Below are 15,443 nucleotides of genomic sequence, written 5' to 3'. Positions count from 1 at the left end.
TCATTAGCCTTTTTATTTTAATACACTATATAGAATCGCGGAGACGCTTACTTGTTATTTATCATTCAAAAGATGTGCCATTCAGATAAACAGTTATCATTCAATAATATAGTAATATTCCTTTCATTCATTCAGTGTGCATATACGCACAAAATTAGTGCGCAATCGCACACACAACACATGAGATTTATCCATATCTTTGCTCCCGGAGTTTAAATGGATAGAAGATATGGAAGAAGTCAACAAATTAGGAAAGATACTCATAGTAGATGATAACGAGGACGTGCTCTTTGCCCTCAACCTCCTACTGGAACCGTATACGGAGAAAATAAAGGTGGCTACTACCCCCGATCGGATCGAGCATTTCATGACCACCTTTCATCCCGATCTTATCTTATTGGACATGAATTTCAGCCGGGATGCCATCAGCGGACAAGAGGGATTTGAAAGTCTGAAGCAGATATTGCAGCTTGACCCACAAGCTATTGTTATTTTTATGACTGCCTATGCGGATACGGACAAGGCCGTCCGGGCCATCAAAGCCGGTGCTACCGATTTTATTCCCAAGCCTTGGGAAAAGGATAAATTGCTGGCTACGCTTACTTCGGGTATGCGACTGCGTCAGTCACAGCAGGAAGTCAACATGCTGAAAGAGCAAGTAGAAATTCTTAGCGGGCAAAATGCTTCGGAAAATGATATTATTGGAGAGTCACCGGCCATGCAGGAAGTGTTTGCCACGATAAATAAACTAAGTAATACGGATGCCAATATACTGATTCTCGGAGAAAACGGTACGGGAAAGGATGTGATTGCCCGACTATTATATCGTTGTTCTCCACGATACGGCAAACCTTTTGTCACGATTGACCTGGGAAGTATACCCGAACAATTGTTTGAGAGTGAACTGTTCGGTTTCGAAAAAGGCGCTTTCACCGATGCCAAGAAATCAAAAGCGGGACGAATGGAAGTGGCGACCAACGGGACTTTGTTTTTGGATGAAATTGGCAATCTTTCACTTCCTATGCAGTCTAAATTACTGACTGCTATCGAAAAAAGGCAAATCAGTCGTTTGGGAAGTACGCAAACCATTCCCATCGACGTCCGTTTAATATGTGCCACCAATGCTGATATCCGTCAGATGGTGGAAGACGGGAATTTCCGTCAGGACTTATTATATCGTATCAACACGATTGAAATACATATACCTCCACTCCGTGAACGCGGCAATGACATCATCCTGCTTGCCGAACACTTTCTGAACCATTATGCCCGCAAATATAAAAAAGAAATGCACGGACTGACACGGGAAGCCAAAAACAAACTGCTGAAATATGCATGGCCTGGAAATGTGAGAGAACTTCAACATACGATAGAACGTGCTGTAATCTTGGGAGACGGCTCCATGCTAAAACCTGAAAACTTCCTTTTTCATGCGACACCTAAACAGAAAAAGGACGAAGAAATGGTACTGAATCTCGAACAACTGGAACGGCAGGCCATTGAGAAAGCGCTTCGGATCAGCGACGGAAACATCTCCCGTGCTGCCGAATATTTAGGGATTACCCGTTTTGCATTGTATCGCAAACTTGAAAAATTAGGCTTATGAAACGATTTGAGTTCAAAGTAGCATTGCACATCTTAATTATTTTTCTGCTTTCTATCGGCAGTTGTCTGCTGTATCAAAGACAGTTATGGTTCAGCACTACCGTCTGTATTCTCTTTTTGATAGGTGCCGGTATGCATCTCTACCGAATACAGTTCAAGCAAATCACCTTGTTACGACGATTGACGGATGGACTTCGCTACAACGATATGACGCAGAATCTTCATCCGCCTTTCAAAAATAAGATGATGGATGAGTGGGCACAGGAGCTTTCTAATGCATTGAAGGACTTTCGGGGAAAGTTATTGGCAGAGGAAGTCAAGCATCAGTATTACGAGAGTTTATTAAATAAAGTAGATACTGTCGTACTCGTAACCGATGCTTCCGGGCACATTGAATGGATGAATCAGGCTGCAGTGGCCCATCTGGGGCAAATATCACAACTACCGGACGTACTTCAGGAGGCTTCTATCAGCAATGATATGTCCATGATCCGCATCGAGCAGAGTGGTATCGTTCTGGAAATGGCTATTTCCTGCACCACATTTGCTACACAGGGGAAGAAACAGCGGTTAATCAGTCTGAAGAATATTCATTCTGTACTGGAACGTAATGAAATGGAGGCCTGGCAAAAGCTGATTCGTGTATTAACACACGAAATCATGAACTCCATCACTCCTATTATTTCTCTTTCGGAAACGTTAAGTGAAAGGGGAATCCCCGAATCACTCGGAGAAAAGGAGTATTCTGCTATGTTGCAAGCTATGCAGACTATTCACAGAAGAAGTAAGGGATTACTAGGATTTGTGGAGAATTACCGGCGACTGACACGAATTCCGATACCTGTCCGTACTAAAGTATCTGTTGCAGAATTGTTTATGGACTTAAAGAAATTATTCCCGGAAGAGTATATTCATTTCGAAATGCCTGCATCTGATTTATTTTTATATGTAGACCGGGCACAGATAGAGCAAGTGCTTATCAACTTGTTAAAAAACGCCCGCGAAACATGCGAGCGAAAAATAGATAAAGAGATACAGATAAAGTTTTTCTCTAAAGACAACCCGACATTAACAATATCTGATAATGGCGAGGGAATTCTAACAGATGTTTTGGACAAGATTTTCGTTCCTTTCTTCACCACCAAAACATCCGGTTCGGGCATCGGATTGAGCCTGTGCAAACAGATCATGACTTTGCATGACGGAAGTATTAACGTAAAATCAGAAATAGGGAAAGGAAGCTGTTTTATTCTTACTTTCCCTAAATGAGAACCACCGAAAGCCTCCCGAATCCTTTAATACGATGATTAGTCTGGGTAGTAGAGGAATTACTTATCCTCTACTACCCAGACTATTTGTATCGGGATTTAACTCCTTAACCGCCTCTTTGACCGCTTTATTAGTTGGCTTGCGATATGCTTCCGCTTGTTGAACGGGGACAATCTCATTCACCATTCTTTCATATCCTTTTTGCTCTAACAAGTGCACTTCTTTTTCACCTGTTTCTTTTTGTTTTCTTGTTTTCATAAGGCTTTTCATTTTAAAATTCTTATTTATAAAACAGCAAACATCGAAAGATAGTTCATACTCACAGATAATTTATGTACGGGGCAACCACCCCCAATATACCATTATGAGCTTGTTCACTCCGGTACAGTTATGAACAATTTAATATTCTTTCTCTATAATAGGCACAATTCTTCCATCCCCTTCACTCTTCCTCTGTATCACCGATTAACAGGGAGTTTGCAGGTGAAGAGCCGTTCTTTCACCTTCTTTTCATCGTGAACAAAATCAAATAGCCGCTTACCCTGATTACATCATTGAGCAAGATTAGTCAAGCTATTTCGTTATTAGTTTCAACCCCATTTGAAACTAAAAGTTTCACGCCTTGAAACAAAGTGTTTCATAGTATGAAACAAAGTGTTTCACACCGAGAAACGAAGTGTTTCAAGGATTGAAACTATTTTTGAAACCTAATCGCTTACAGGTGAAGAGGTGGTGAAGTTGTTGCCCTTCACCCGCAAACTCCCTATTCATCGAAGAGACAGAGAAAAGGTGAAAGAGGAGATGAAAAGATGAATTACGATGTCCGATGATACTTCTAATCTCTGACAAGAAAAAAAAGTGCGGTCGCAAAGTGATGAGATTCAAGGCATTGAAAAATAATAGAAAAAAACATTCGTGTAGCTATTGTTAATTAAAAAATACTCCCTATCTTTGCACCGCTTTTGGAAATAATAACCCCAAAGTTTTCGGGGTGTAGCGCAGTCCGGTTAGCGCACCTGCTTTGGGAGCAGGGGGTCGTGGGTTCGAATCCCGCTACCCCGACTACAAAAAAGAGGGTTATTAAGTTCAAATTTTTTCGGGGTGTAGCGCAGTCCGGTTAGCGCACCTGCTTTGGGAGCAGGGGGTCGTGGGTTCGAATCCCGCTACCCCGACGAAGAAAATCAAGTCAAGATTCACAAAATAAAGCCAGTACAATTAGTATTGGCTTTTTTATTATATATAAGATAAGTGTAATTATCCCCGTTTGGGGGCAAATAAAAAGGGCAATTCTTTGAACTATCTTTGAACAGGTTTCTAGCATTATCTTCATTTTCTTATTTAATTTAGAGTAAAAATCTATTTTGTTAACTTTACTACTCTTTTATTTTGGCGTTATCAATGTTTTGCGTTAACTTTATAGCGGAAATACAAACATTGTTTATAGAGAAAACGATAACAAACAAAATACTTAAACACATGAAGAAAACTTTGCTGATGCTCGTTGTCATTTTCATTTCACTATATTCGCATTCACAAAGTCACTTTCTGAATTTTAGAATTCCAGAAGAATCAAATAAGCGTATCATTGGATATTCTTCAAGTAATAAAATAGATGTTTTTTTGAATATAAAATATCAATCTTGTAATACTCTAATACAGTATTACAAACAGGATTATAATAAATTAATTGTGTAACAAAAATAACGATATGATGAAAAAGTTTTTTTATTTGAGTGCGATACTAGCCATAGTTTTGGTTTCATGTAATTCAGAAAAGGAGTATATAGCAAAACTCTCTAATACCGCTTCTATGATTGAGAAAGAAGCTGATTTAAGTGAAGCAATAGCTCTTCATTATTGTGATACTTGGAGAAAAGTAATTTACGATCATGAATACAATGGAGAATATTGCACTGATTTCAATGAAGCCTTAGCGAAGCATCAGGAGTTTATTATCACAACAGATACCTATAAGAGACTAAAACAAAAGAAAGATTCAATCGAGGCTATAATGCCACAACTAAATGATTATCCTTCCAGTTGTAAAGATGCTTATAATGAGTTAGTATCAATATATGCAGATGCAGATGAATTATTCAGATTCGCAGATGAGCCTAGGGGCTCTTTATCTACATACTCAACAAAAACGACAGACCTTTATCAAAAGATAGAAAAGTCACTGAAAGAATTTAAAATAAAGCATATACAAAACAAATAATTTAAAAGAGTAGTATAGTTATTGTAGCAGCTTATTGAATTTAAGACTATCAAAAGACAAAATAATTATTTCACTTCAAGAGCAACTTCAGAAAGTACTGCTAGAAAATAGTGTTCAAAAGCTAGAAATTACTCTTTTGAATTATGAGTTAGAAAGGAATAGAACGAAGATCTCAAAATAGCGTTTTTGAACTAGCTTTGAAATAGTGACGGTATATGACAGCGATACCGTCACTATCGCAAGCATATACCGTCACTATCGCAAGCATATACCGTCACTATCTTTACCGGATAGCGTCACCCTTTTACATGTTCAAATAATAATCCCGGGTTAGCGTCATATATTCCTCACTATATTGATGACGAGCCAGCTCTGTCAATAGTTCTTCTACAATGCACTCTTGATTGGAAAAAGAAAAAGTAATCAAAACACGTTTCGGAATACCGCCGGGTTTAGTGATTACATTCAGTTGACGGACTGCATATAATTTCTTTATAGAAGCTATCTTTTTTACCCGTTCAGCTACATCTGCCGGAATCACCACTGTAAAAAATCCGTTTTCTGTCAATAATCCGCTTACTCCTTCCAACAAATCTTCATAGGTCAAAGAATCATTGTGACGCGCCGCGGCTCTCTGACGATCCGGACATTCCAGCGAATCGACAAAATAAGGAGGATTAGAAACAATTACGTCGAATTTATCCGAAGACCTGTATTTCCTAAAATCAGCCTGCACCACCTCTACCCGCTCCTTCCAGGGCGAACGAATAATATTTTCCCTGGCTTGCCCGACAGCCGCTTCATCTATTTCCAACGCTACAATATTTGCATCCGGCAAACTGCGTTGCGCCAACATTAAAGCTACCAACCCTGTTCCCGTCCCAATATCCAAAATCCGGTGCGCACTTTCAACGGAAGTCCAAGCTCCCAGAAGCACCCCATCCGTACCGACTTTCATGGCACATTTATCATGCCATACCGTAAATTGCTTAAATTGAAAATAAGGATTCGACATTTTATCCGTTTATCTTAAAGCCGTTTTATACTATTATTTTATTGCAAATCGCCAAAAATAAATAATAATTATGGAATACTCCCTTTACAAGCCGATATTTTGGCATTGTTTTTGTGTTTTTATTCTGCGCAGTGCTTTATTATTAGAGAGAATCAATTAACTTTGCAAACGATTTATGCATATCAATATGACATAAACTAAATTAAAACGAAAAAATGAAAGAAAGATATTTATTGGAAGATGGAGGCGATAACAACTTCTCGCTAATCACAGACTATGATGGGAACGATGAACAAGCATTTGATGTAAATGTGAAATCTGGTGAAATTCTTCCGGTACTCCCCTTACGTAATATGGTATTGTTTCCTGGAGTATTCCTGCCGATCACGGTAGGCCGTAAGTCTTCTCTGAAACTCGTACGAGATGCTGACAAGAAACATAAAGATATTGCAGTAGTATGCCAGAGATCGGCACATACAGAAGATCCGAAACTGGAAGATTTACACAATATCGGTACCGTAGGACGAATTGTGCGGATATTGGAAATGCCCGATCAGACAACAACTGTCATTCTTCAGGGAATGAAACGTTTAAGTCTGACTAGCATCATCGAAACTCATCCGTACCTGAAAGGTGAAATAGAACTTTTGGAGGAAGATGTCCCCGGCAAAGATGATAAAGAGTTTCAAGCCCTGGTGGAAACTTGCAAGGACTTGACAATGAGATACATCAAATCATCAGATGTGATGCATCAGGATTCGTCGTTTGCTATTAAAAATATCAACAACTCAATGTTCCTGGTCAATTTCATCTGCTCAAACCTGCCGTTCAAGAAAGATGAGAAGATGGACTTGTTGAGCATCAACTCATTGCGTGAACGCACTTATCACTTACTGGAAATTCTGAACCGTGAAGTGCAGTTGGCAGAAATCAAGGCATCCATCCAAATGCGTGCCCGCGAAGATATTGACCAGCAACAACGCGAATACTTCCTGCAACAGCAGATCAAGACCATCCAGGATGAACTGGGTGGCGGCGGTCAGGAGCAGGAAATAGAGGAAATGCGCCAGAAGGCAGAAAGAATGCGCTGGAATTTAGAAGTCAGAGACACGTTCATGAAAGAACTTGCCAAACTGGAACGCACTCATCCGCAATCTCCGGATTACAGCGTACAGCTCAACTATCTGCAAACGATGCTCAATCTCCCATGGGGTACTTATACAACTGACAATCTGAACCTTAAAAACGCAGAAAAGACGTTGAACAAAGACCATTACGGACTGGAGAAAGTAAAAGAGCGTATTTTGGAACACTTAGCCGTATTAAAGCTGAAAGGTGATATGAAATCACCGATTATCTGCTTGTATGGCCCTCCGGGAGTAGGTAAAACATCTCTTGGAAAATCCATCGCATCTGCGCTCAAACGGAAATATGTACGTATGTCTTTAGGTGGTGTGCATGACGAAGCAGAGATTCGCGGTCACCGTAAGACTTATATCGGTGCTATGCCCGGACGAATTATCAAGAGCTTGATAAAAGCCGGTGCGTCCAATCCTGTCTTCATCCTGGATGAAATAGACAAAGTCAGCGCCGACCGCCAGGGAGACCCTTCTTCTGCATTGCTGGAAGTGCTCGACCCGGAACAGAACACATCTTTCCATGATAACTTCCTGGATGTAGACTATGATCTCTCCAAGGTATTGTTTATTGCAACAGCCAATAACCTGAATACAATCCCCGGTCCATTGCTCGACCGTATGGAATTGATTGAAGTAAGCGGATACATCACAGAAGAAAAAGTAGAGATTGCCCGCAAGCATCTGCTGCCCAAAGAGCTGGAAGCCAACGGACTCAAAAAGACAGATATTAAACTTCCCAAAGATACACTGGAAGCCATAATCGAGTCATATACCCGTGAAAGCGGTGTTCGTGAGCTGGAAAAGAAGATCGGTAAGATTCTTCGCAAATCGGCCCGCCAATATGCTACGGACGGTTATTTCGCCAAGGCGGAAATCAAACCGACAGATTTGTATGATTTCCTTGGAGCACCGGAATATACACGCGACAAGTATCAGGGAAATGATTACGCAGGTGTAGTCACCGGATTGGCATGGACAGCTGTCGGGGGCGAAATCTTATTTGTAGAAACCAGTTTGAGCCGTGGCAAGGGCGGACGTCTCACACTGACAGGTAACCTGGGAGATGTGATGAAAGAATCTGCCATGCTGGCACTTGAATATATCAAGGCGCATGCTTCTGTCCTTAGTCTGGATGAAGAGATTTTTGACAACTGGAATATCCATATCCACGTTCCTGAAGGGGCTATTCCGAAAGATGGTCCGTCAGCAGGTATCACGATGGCCACTTCACTGGCTTCTGCCCTGACTCAAAGAAAAGTGAAAGCCAACATTGCCATGACGGGAGAAATCACTCTTCGCGGCAAAGTGCTTCCTGTGGGTGGCATCAAGGAGAAGATATTGGCAGCCAAACGTGCCGGAATCAAGGAAATCATCATGAGTGCCGAGAACAAAAAGAACATAGATGAAATTCAAGATATTTATTTGAAAGGACTGACTTTCCACTATGTAAACGATATAAAAGAGGTATTCGCTATTGCATTGACTAACGAGAAAGTAGCGGATCCTATTGATTTATCTGTTAAGAAACCCAGCCAGGAATGACATTTGAGTTACAATATACAGACACTAAAAGTAATGCCCGTGCCGGTCTGATAACAACAGACCACGGGCAGATACAAACACCTATCTTCATGCCGGTGGGCACACTGGGCACTGTGAAGGGAGTACATCTGACCGAATTGAAAGAAGATATCCAGGCACAGATTATTCTGGGTAATACCTATCACCTCTATTTGCGTCCGGGACTGGATGTGATCGAGAAAGCAGGCGGGCTGCACCGTTTCAACGGTTTCGACCGCCCCATGCTGACTGACAGCGGTGGTTTTCAGGTATTTTCATTAGCCGGAATCAGAAAACTGCGTGAAGAAGGAGCCGAATTTCGTTCGCATATCGACGGAAGCAAGCACATCTTCACTCCGGAGAAGGTGATGGACATAGAACGTACCATCGGTGCGGATATTATGATGGCTTTTGACGAATGTCCTCCGGGTGACTCGGATTACGAGTATGCCAAAAAGTCATTAGGATTAACCCACAGATGGCTCGACCGTTGTATACAACGTTTTAACGAGACAGAACCTAAATACGGTTACAATCAGTCTCTCTTCCCCATCGTGCAGGGATGCGTTTATCCTGACCTGCGCAAGCAATCTGCAGAGTTTGTTGCGTCCAAAGGTGCTGACGGGAATGCTATCGGCGGTTTGGCGGTAGGTGAACCGGTAGACAAGATGTATGAAATGATCGAGATTGTCAATGAAATACTTCCTAAAGACAAACCCCGTTACCTGATGGGTGTCGGGACTCCTGTCAATATTCTTGAAGGAGTAGAACGCGGCGTGGATATGTTCGACTGCGTTATGCCTACAAGAAACGGACGAAATGGCATGTTGTTCACCAAAGATGGCATTATCAATATGCGGAACAAGAAATGGGAAACAGACTTCTCTCCCATCGAAGCCGACGGAGCCTCTTGCGTGGATACATTGTACAGCAAGGCTTATTTGCGCCATCTTTTCCATGCGCAAGAGCTACTGGCTATGCAAATCGCTTCCATACATAATCTGGCATTCTATCTGTGGCTGGCAGGGGAAGCAAGAAAGCACATTATCGCCGGAGATTTCTCGACCTGGAAACCGATGATGGTCAAAAGAGTATCAACTAGATTATAAGAAATGAAAAGCAATCGATTTATAAAACGGCTGGACTGGTATATCATCAAGAAGTTCTTGGGGACATACGTATTTGCTATTGCACTAATCATTTCTATTGCAGTGGTATTTGACTTCAACGAAAAGATGGACAAACTAATGGAGCATGAAGCTCCATGGGATAAAATTATCTTTGAATACTACATGAACTTTATCCCCTATTTCTCCAATCTGTTCAGTCCGTTGTTCGTATTCATTGCTGTTATTTTCTTTACCTCCAAACTGGCAGAAAACTCCGAAATTATTGCGATGTTCTCCACCGGTATGAGCTTTAAGAGGATGATGCGCCCTTACATGATTTCTGCCGCTATCATCGCCCTCGTCACTTTCACACTAAGTTCGTATGTGATTCCGAAAGGAAGTGTTACGCGTCTGAATTTTGAAGACCGGTACATCAAACCAAAGAAACAAAACTCGGTAAGCAATGTGCAGCTGGAAGTGGATAGCGGAGTGATTGCATATATCGACAACTATAACAACGCAATGAAAACCGGTAACCGCTTTTCATTGGACAAATTTGTGGATAAAAAGCTGGTTTCGCATTTGACTGCACGACGGATCACGTACGACACCGCCACCGTTCATAAATGGACGATCCACGATTATATGGTACGCGAACTGGATGGTTTAAAGGAAAAGATCACTAAAGGAGACCGGATAGACTCTATCATCAACATGGAACCTTCTGACTTTCTTATCATGAAAAACCAGCAGGAAATGCTGACCAGTCCCGAATTAAGCGATTATATCGCCAAACAAAAACGAAGAGGATTTGCCAACATCAAGGAGTTTGAGATTGAATATCACAAACGAATCGCTATGTCGTTCGCCTCTTTCATCCTTACCATCATCGGTGTATCGCTTTCGTCCCGAAAAACGAAAGGCGGTATGGGGCTTCATCTGGGTATCGGATTAGGATTAAGTTTCTCTTATATCCTGTTCCAGACGATTACTTCCACCTTTGCCGTGAACGGAAATGTGCCACCTGCCGTTGCAGTCTGGATTCCTAATATCCTTTATGCGGGTATCGCATTCTTCTTGTACCAGAAGGCACCTAAATAAAAGGTAGGCAAGCCTTCCGCAGTCTTCACGGATTCTATCCATAGATTGCCCCAAGGTTTTGGATGCACCGGATAAACGAAGAGTATAAAAGTAGAAGTTCCGCCTATTCTTGCTAATGCAAGTGTAGGCGGAACTTTTTTGTTGTATCCATTTCCTCTTTTGTCTATTCTCCATTGTTTTCACCTGACGGTGATTTGGAAAATCCCTCTTTCTCCTTACATTCTTAAAATCGTTAACCGACTTCTTTTACATAAGCAGAAAGATCAGCAGCAGAGATGTTTTTGGCTATAATTACACCATTTCCATCCAATAAATAGTTCGTGAATCCCCGGTTTAAACGGTACTTCTTAAATAAGCCGGAATCCTCGCCTTCTGTTTCCACGAAACAAGTGGGCGTAACTATTTGATCCTTACGAACGGTTTCCTTAAATATTGACTGATATTCGTCAAATGAAATAGAAACCATTTCCACATTATGAGAAGAACGAAGCGCATTGCTCAAACTTACATTTTGCATCCGGGACTGCGCGTCATAACTTGCCCAAAAACTTAGCAACACGTATTTACCTTTCAAATTTCCCAATTTAAAGGCGGGTTGCCCGTTTGACGTAGATTCGATTTTAAAATCAGGGGCTACGTCACCCTCACTCAAACCTCCGGTAGGTTTGTCTTTCTCAACGAAAGCGGTCAAGGAACAAATCAGTAATACAACAAAAATCCATTTTACATGCTTCATGTAATTCGGTTTTAGTTAATACTATCCGGGACTGTCCTTAAACAGTGGTTTCTTCCCGAAACGTTGTCTTTTCAGGCATCAGGCGAAGAGGAATCCGCTGATTATCAGAGCCTTTATTTTTGAAACCGGGTGCAAAGGTAAGTAAATATTAAATTAACTTCCAAGCAAATAAGCAAAAATCTTACTTTTGGGGTATAACTTTTTATGTTATTTAGCATAAAAACGAACTTTTTTCTCTACTTTTGCAGCGTTAAAGTCTATTTTTTATGCAACCATCAAATACTGAATTGATTCTGATTCGAGTTACCGGCGAAGATCGCCCGGGACTGACTGCTTCCGTGACCGAAATCCTTGCCAAATATGATGCCACGATTCTTGATATCGGCCAGGCAGATATTCATAATACATTATCGCTGGGTATCCTGTTCAAGAGTGAAGAAAGACATTCCGGATTCATTATGAAGGAACTGTTGTTCAAGGCTTCTTCTCTGGGAGTAACCATCCGGTTTGAACCTATCACCACCGAGCAATATGAAAACTGGGTAGGTATGCAAGGGAAAAACCGTTATATCCTGACGGTTCTGGGACGCAAGCTTTCCGCCCGACAGATTTCTGCCGCTACAAGCATATTAGCCGAGCAGGGCATGAATATTGATGCTATCAAACGTCTGACAGGTCGTATCCCGTTGGATGAATGTCAGGCAGATACACGTACCAGGGCTTGCATCGAATTTTCAGTGAGAGGTACTCCGAAAGATCGCATCGCGATGCAGGAGAAGCTGATGAAGTTGGCCAGCGAACTGGAAATGGATTTTTCTTTCCAACAGGATAATATGTACCGTCGTATGCGCCGTCTGATCTGTTTTGATATGGACTCTACATTAATCGAAACAGAGGTGATTGACGAACTGGCTATCCGTGCCGGTGTAGGCGACGAAGTAAAGGCCATCACAGAAAGCGCCATGCGTGGAGAAATAGACTTTACAGAGAGCTTTACCCGCCGTGTAGCACTATTGAAAGGGCTGGACGAATCGGTCATGCAGGAAATAGCCGAGAGCCTGCCTATCACGGAGGGCGTAGAACGGCTGATGTATGTATTGAAGAAGTACGGTTACAAAATCGCCATCCTTTCGGGAGGATTCACTTATTTCGGCCAATACCTGCAAAAGAAATACGGTATAGATTACGTCTATGCCAACGAACTGGAAATCATCGACGGCAAACTGACCGGACGTTACCTAGGAGATGTAGTAGACGGAAAACGGAAAGCCGAACTGCTCCGCCTCATTGCACAAGTGGAAAAGGTGGATATTGCACAGACCATCGCCGTAGGAGACGGAGCTAACGACCTCCCTATGCTAGGGGTTGCCGGACTGGGAATTGCTTTCCACGCAAAGCCTAAAGTGGTGGCAAATGCCAAGCAATCGATCAACACCATCGGGTTGGATGGAGTGCTCTATTTCCTCGGATTCAAAGATTCTTACTTGAATATGTAATTAGACCAAAAAATAGATTATCTTTGCTGACAAATTAAATAAAAGAATGAAGTTTTCCGAACTACAATTAAATGCAAATGTGCTTGAGGCGCTTGATGCCATGCGATTTGACGAATGTACGCCTATACAGGAGCAGGCAATTCCAATCATACTTGAGGGTAAAGATTTGATCGCAGTAGCACAGACAGGAACAGGTAAAACGGCCGCGTTTCTACTGCCTGTATTGAATAAATTATCTGAAGGTAAACATCCGGAAGATGCGATTAATTGTGTCATCATGTCTCCTACCCGGGAATTGGCCCAACAGATCGACCAGCAAATGGAAGGGTTTTCCTATTTCATGCCGGTATCGAGTGTTGCCGTATACGGTGGAAATGATGGAATATTGTTCGAACAACAGAAAAAAGGACTCACTTTAGGAGCTGATGTTGTTATTGCTACTCCCGGACGTCTGATCGCCCATTTAAGCCTTGGATATGTAGATCTTTCCAAGGTTTCTTATTTTATTCTGGATGAAGCGGACCGGATGCTCGACATGGGATTCTATGAAGATATCATGCAAATTGCGAAATATCTGCCGAAGGAACGACAGACAATCATGTTTTCTGCAACAATGCCTGCAAAGATTCAGCAATTGGCAAACACAATCTTAAATAATCCGTCAGAGATAAAGCTCGCAGTTTCCAAACCTGCAGAAAAGATTATTCAGGCAGCATACGTTTGCTACGAAAATCAAAAGCTGGGAATCATACGCAGTCTTTTTATGGATGAAGTTCCGGAACGTGTGATTGTCTTTGCATCTTCTAAAATCAAGGTCAAGGAAGTAGCCAAGGCTTTGAAATCCATGAAACTGAACGTAGGGGAAATGCATTCGGATCTGGAACAGGCTCAACGGGAAACTGTTATGCATGAGTTTAAAGCCGGACGAATCAATATATTGGTAGCTACGGACATCGTTGCACGTGGTATAGATATCGATGATATCCGCCTGGTTATCAACTTCGACGTGCCTCACGACAGCGAAGACTATGTACACCGTATCGGACGTACAGCACGTGCCAACAATGATGGTGTAGCACTTACGTTCATCAGCGAGAAAGAACAAAGTAACTTCAAAAGTATTGAGAACTTCCTGGAAAAAGAGATTTATAAAATTCCTATTCCCGAAGAATTGGGAGAAGCTCCGGAATACAAGCCACGTTCTTTTAGCAAGGGCAAGGGTGGCAACTACAAAAGAAAAGATTTCCGGGGAAAAAGGAATAATAATAACGGAGGAAAGAGAAATAACCGTCCGTCTCCCCCCAGACAAAATTAAAGCAAGGCTTTTTTAATCCGGCACTATACGATCTGAATGTATGGTGCTTTTTTATTTGGATGAAGTGATAGTCAAATCTCCTTTAAAACTTACTTCCATATTTACAATGCTATATATGGAAGTTTCCGGAATGGCCAGGACAGCTTGATAATGAAAACCGTTCCGGTCTACTTTCATAAACTTTGTATCTGACAGGATGGATTGCTCCAGAAAATCGACAGGAAGTACTTTGTCAAACATCTGTTTGGTAACATCGCTGGCAAACAGGCTCTTTTTACCTTCATACACACAAATGTGCATCACATTATCATAGTATACATTATCCATGCTAATCCCGTCTTCGGAATAAGTCGTCTTGATGACTCTCATTTTAGAAGGATTAATATATACGTATGCGCGATAACGAGTGCCATTATAGCTCACTACACTATCGCGTTTGGTTACTTCCGTATATGCCGGAATTACTAATTCCTGACGGACAAAATAGATTGAATCATTGGCATCTTCGGATTTATGCAACTTAATCACATCATCCGTTATGGAATGAAACCAGAATATATGTTCTGCCTGCTTATCAATCTTGTAATAAGTAGTATCATTTCCATAAGTATAAAGAGTATCCCGTATTATTTTAAATGCAATGGGAGTACTTTGTACATCTGCATAGTAGATAGTATCTCCTTCTACACGCATCAACGGGCTCTCCGTTTCATCGTCCAGCCAAATTCCCTGCAGTAGCCCTTTTGCACTAAGATCCTCTTTCTCTTGTTGAAGAGAATGGGGACTCTTATTGCCGCTACATGCCGCGAAAAAGATTGCCATTAACGATACAGCCACATTTTTCATCATCTATTTTAGTTTTTATATAAAGATACTCTTA

At 41.6% G+C, this 15,443-nt stretch carries 12 protein-coding genes and 2 tRNA genes; 10 read left to right on the top strand and 4 right to left on the bottom strand.

The annotated features are described in order from the left end of the window. The first annotated feature begins 229 nt into the window (after nt 1-229). Together DWZ47_RS23200 and DWZ47_RS23195 are read left to right on the top strand one after the other, a co-directional pair. Nucleotides 230-1,606 carry a sigma-54-dependent transcriptional regulator gene (locus DWZ47_RS23200; RefSeq protein WP_004318225.1) on the top strand — a complete coding sequence of 459 codons (1,377 nt, stop codon included), beginning with the start codon at nt 230-232 and terminating at the stop codon, nt 1,604-1,606. Continuing rightward, nucleotides 1,603-2,874 (top strand): sensor histidine kinase, encoded by a 1,272-nt coding sequence (locus DWZ47_RS23195; protein ID WP_117514836.1) that lies wholly within the window; start codon nt 1,603-1,605, stop codon nt 2,872-2,874. The genes DWZ47_RS23200 and DWZ47_RS23195 overlap by 4 nt, the downstream gene beginning before the upstream one ends. Before the next feature lie 63 nt (nt 2,875-2,937). Here DWZ47_RS23195 and DWZ47_RS23190 read toward each other — a convergent pair whose 3' ends face one another. Further along, complete coding sequence (locus DWZ47_RS23190) at nt 2,938-3,132, bottom strand: hypothetical protein (RefSeq protein WP_004303066.1); 195 nt, start codon at nt 3,130-3,132, stop codon at nt 2,938-2,940. A gap of 729 nt (nt 3,133-3,861) precedes the next feature. Between DWZ47_RS23190 and DWZ47_RS23185 the strand changes: the two genes are divergently transcribed. From DWZ47_RS23185 to DWZ47_RS23170, 3 genes are all read left to right on the top strand, one after another. Further along, nucleotides 3,862-3,936 (top strand) — tRNA-Pro (locus DWZ47_RS23185). 35 nt (nt 3,937-3,971) lie between these two features. Continuing rightward, a tRNA-Pro gene (locus DWZ47_RS23180) sits at nt 3,972-4,046 on the top strand. A 536-nt stretch (nt 4,047-4,582) separates the two neighbouring features. Continuing rightward, a complete protein-coding gene (locus DWZ47_RS23170) occupies nt 4,583-5,092 on the top strand; it encodes a hypothetical protein (protein ID WP_004311658.1) in 510 nt (169 codons plus the stop codon). Nucleotides 5,093-5,396: 304 nt separating this feature from the next. Here the strand turns inward: DWZ47_RS23170 and DWZ47_RS23165 are convergent, their stop codons facing one another. Then, nucleotides 5,397-6,107, bottom strand: coding sequence for a tRNA1(Val) (adenine(37)-N6)-methyltransferase (locus tag DWZ47_RS23165; protein WP_004325899.1), 711 nt, complete (start codon nt 6,105-6,107; stop codon nt 5,397-5,399). 215 nt (nt 6,108-6,322) lie between these two features. Here DWZ47_RS23165 and lon point away from each other — a divergent pair, with 215 nt between their 5' ends. The 3 genes from lon to DWZ47_RS23150 are packed head-to-tail and all read left to right on the top strand — an operon-like array spanning nt 6,323 to nt 11,016. Beyond that, on the top strand, nt 6,323-8,788 hold the full coding sequence (lon, locus tag DWZ47_RS23160; RefSeq protein ID WP_117514834.1) for an endopeptidase La: 2,466 nt from the start codon (nt 6,323-6,325) through the stop codon (nt 8,786-8,788). Continuing rightward, nucleotides 8,785-9,915, top strand: coding sequence for a tRNA guanosine(34) transglycosylase Tgt (tgt, locus tag DWZ47_RS23155; protein ID WP_117514832.1), 1,131 nt, complete (start codon nt 8,785-8,787; stop codon nt 9,913-9,915). The genes lon and tgt overlap by 4 nt, the downstream gene beginning before the upstream one ends. Before the next feature lie 3 nt (nt 9,916-9,918). Then, nucleotides 9,919-11,016, top strand: a complete 1,098-nt coding sequence (locus DWZ47_RS23150) for an LptF/LptG family permease (protein WP_117514830.1) — start codon at nt 9,919-9,921, stop codon at nt 11,014-11,016. A gap of 232 nt (nt 11,017-11,248) precedes the next feature. On the opposite strand, the gene DWZ47_RS23145 is transcribed toward DWZ47_RS23150, so the two are convergent. Continuing rightward, nucleotides 11,249-11,752: a thioredoxin-like domain-containing protein gene (locus tag DWZ47_RS23145; protein ID WP_004295908.1), complete on the bottom strand. Its 504-nt coding sequence runs from the start codon at nt 11,750-11,752 to the stop codon at nt 11,249-11,251. 266 nt (nt 11,753-12,018) lie between these two features. Here DWZ47_RS23145 and serB point away from each other — a divergent pair, with 266 nt between their 5' ends. Continuing rightward, nucleotides 12,019-13,248, top strand: a complete 1,230-nt coding sequence (gene serB / locus DWZ47_RS23135) for a phosphoserine phosphatase SerB (protein WP_004311666.1) — start codon at nt 12,019-12,021, stop codon at nt 13,246-13,248. A gap of 46 nt (nt 13,249-13,294) precedes the next feature. Continuing rightward, entirely contained in the window at nt 13,295-14,563 is a 1,269-nt protein-coding gene (locus DWZ47_RS23130; protein ID WP_004295906.1) for a DEAD/DEAH box helicase, read from the top strand. A 51-nt stretch (nt 14,564-14,614) separates the two neighbouring features. Here the strand turns inward: DWZ47_RS23130 and DWZ47_RS23125 are convergent, their stop codons facing one another. Beyond that, nucleotides 14,615-15,412, bottom strand: a complete 798-nt coding sequence (locus DWZ47_RS23125) for a DUF4738 domain-containing protein (protein ID WP_008647664.1) — start codon at nt 15,410-15,412, stop codon at nt 14,615-14,617. Between the last annotated feature and the right edge of the window lie 31 nt (nt 15,413-15,443).

The organism is Bacteroides sp. AF32-8BH, from assembly GCF_003435205.1.
Taxonomy (GTDB): domain Bacteria; phylum Bacteroidota; class Bacteroidia; order Bacteroidales; family Bacteroidaceae; genus Bacteroides; species Bacteroides ovatus.
The sequence above is the reverse complement of the archived record's forward strand: the minus strand, read 5'-3'. Positions and strand labels throughout refer to the sequence as shown.

Excerpts from the sequence above, each read along its gene's own strand:
- DWZ47_RS23170 (WP_004311658.1), top strand. The coding sequence starts at position 4,583 with ATGATGAAAAAGTTTTTTTATTTGAGTGCGATACTAGCCATAGTTTTG.
- DWZ47_RS23150 (WP_117514830.1), top strand. The coding sequence starts at position 9,919 with ATGAAAAGCAATCGATTTATAAAACGGCTGGACTGGTATATCATCAAG.
- DWZ47_RS23130 (WP_004295906.1), top strand. The coding sequence starts at position 13,295 with ATGAAGTTTTCCGAACTACAATTAAATGCAAATGTGCTTGAGGCGCTT.
- DWZ47_RS23195 (WP_117514836.1), top strand. The coding sequence starts at position 1,603 with ATGAAACGATTTGAGTTCAAAGTAGCATTGCACATCTTAATTATTTTT.
- serB (WP_004311666.1), top strand. The coding sequence starts at position 12,019 with ATGCAACCATCAAATACTGAATTGATTCTGATTCGAGTTACCGGCGAA.
- DWZ47_RS23190 (WP_004303066.1), bottom strand. The coding sequence starts at position 3,132 with ATGAAAACAAGAAAACAAAAAGAAACAGGTGAAAAAGAAGTGCACTTG.
- DWZ47_RS23145 (WP_004295908.1), bottom strand. The coding sequence starts at position 11,752 with ATGAAGCATGTAAAATGGATTTTTGTTGTATTACTGATTTGTTCCTTG.
- DWZ47_RS23125 (WP_008647664.1), bottom strand. The coding sequence starts at position 15,412 with ATGATGAAAAATGTGGCTGTATCGTTAATGGCAATCTTTTTCGCGGCA.
- DWZ47_RS23200 (WP_004318225.1), top strand. The coding sequence starts at position 230 with ATGGAAGAAGTCAACAAATTAGGAAAGATACTCATAGTAGATGATAAC.
- DWZ47_RS23165 (WP_004325899.1), bottom strand. The coding sequence starts at position 6,107 with ATGTCGAATCCTTATTTTCAATTTAAGCAATTTACGGTATGGCATGAT.
- lon (WP_117514834.1), top strand. The coding sequence starts at position 6,323 with ATGAAAGAAAGATATTTATTGGAAGATGGAGGCGATAACAACTTCTCG.
- tgt (WP_117514832.1), top strand. The coding sequence starts at position 8,785 with ATGACATTTGAGTTACAATATACAGACACTAAAAGTAATGCCCGTGCC.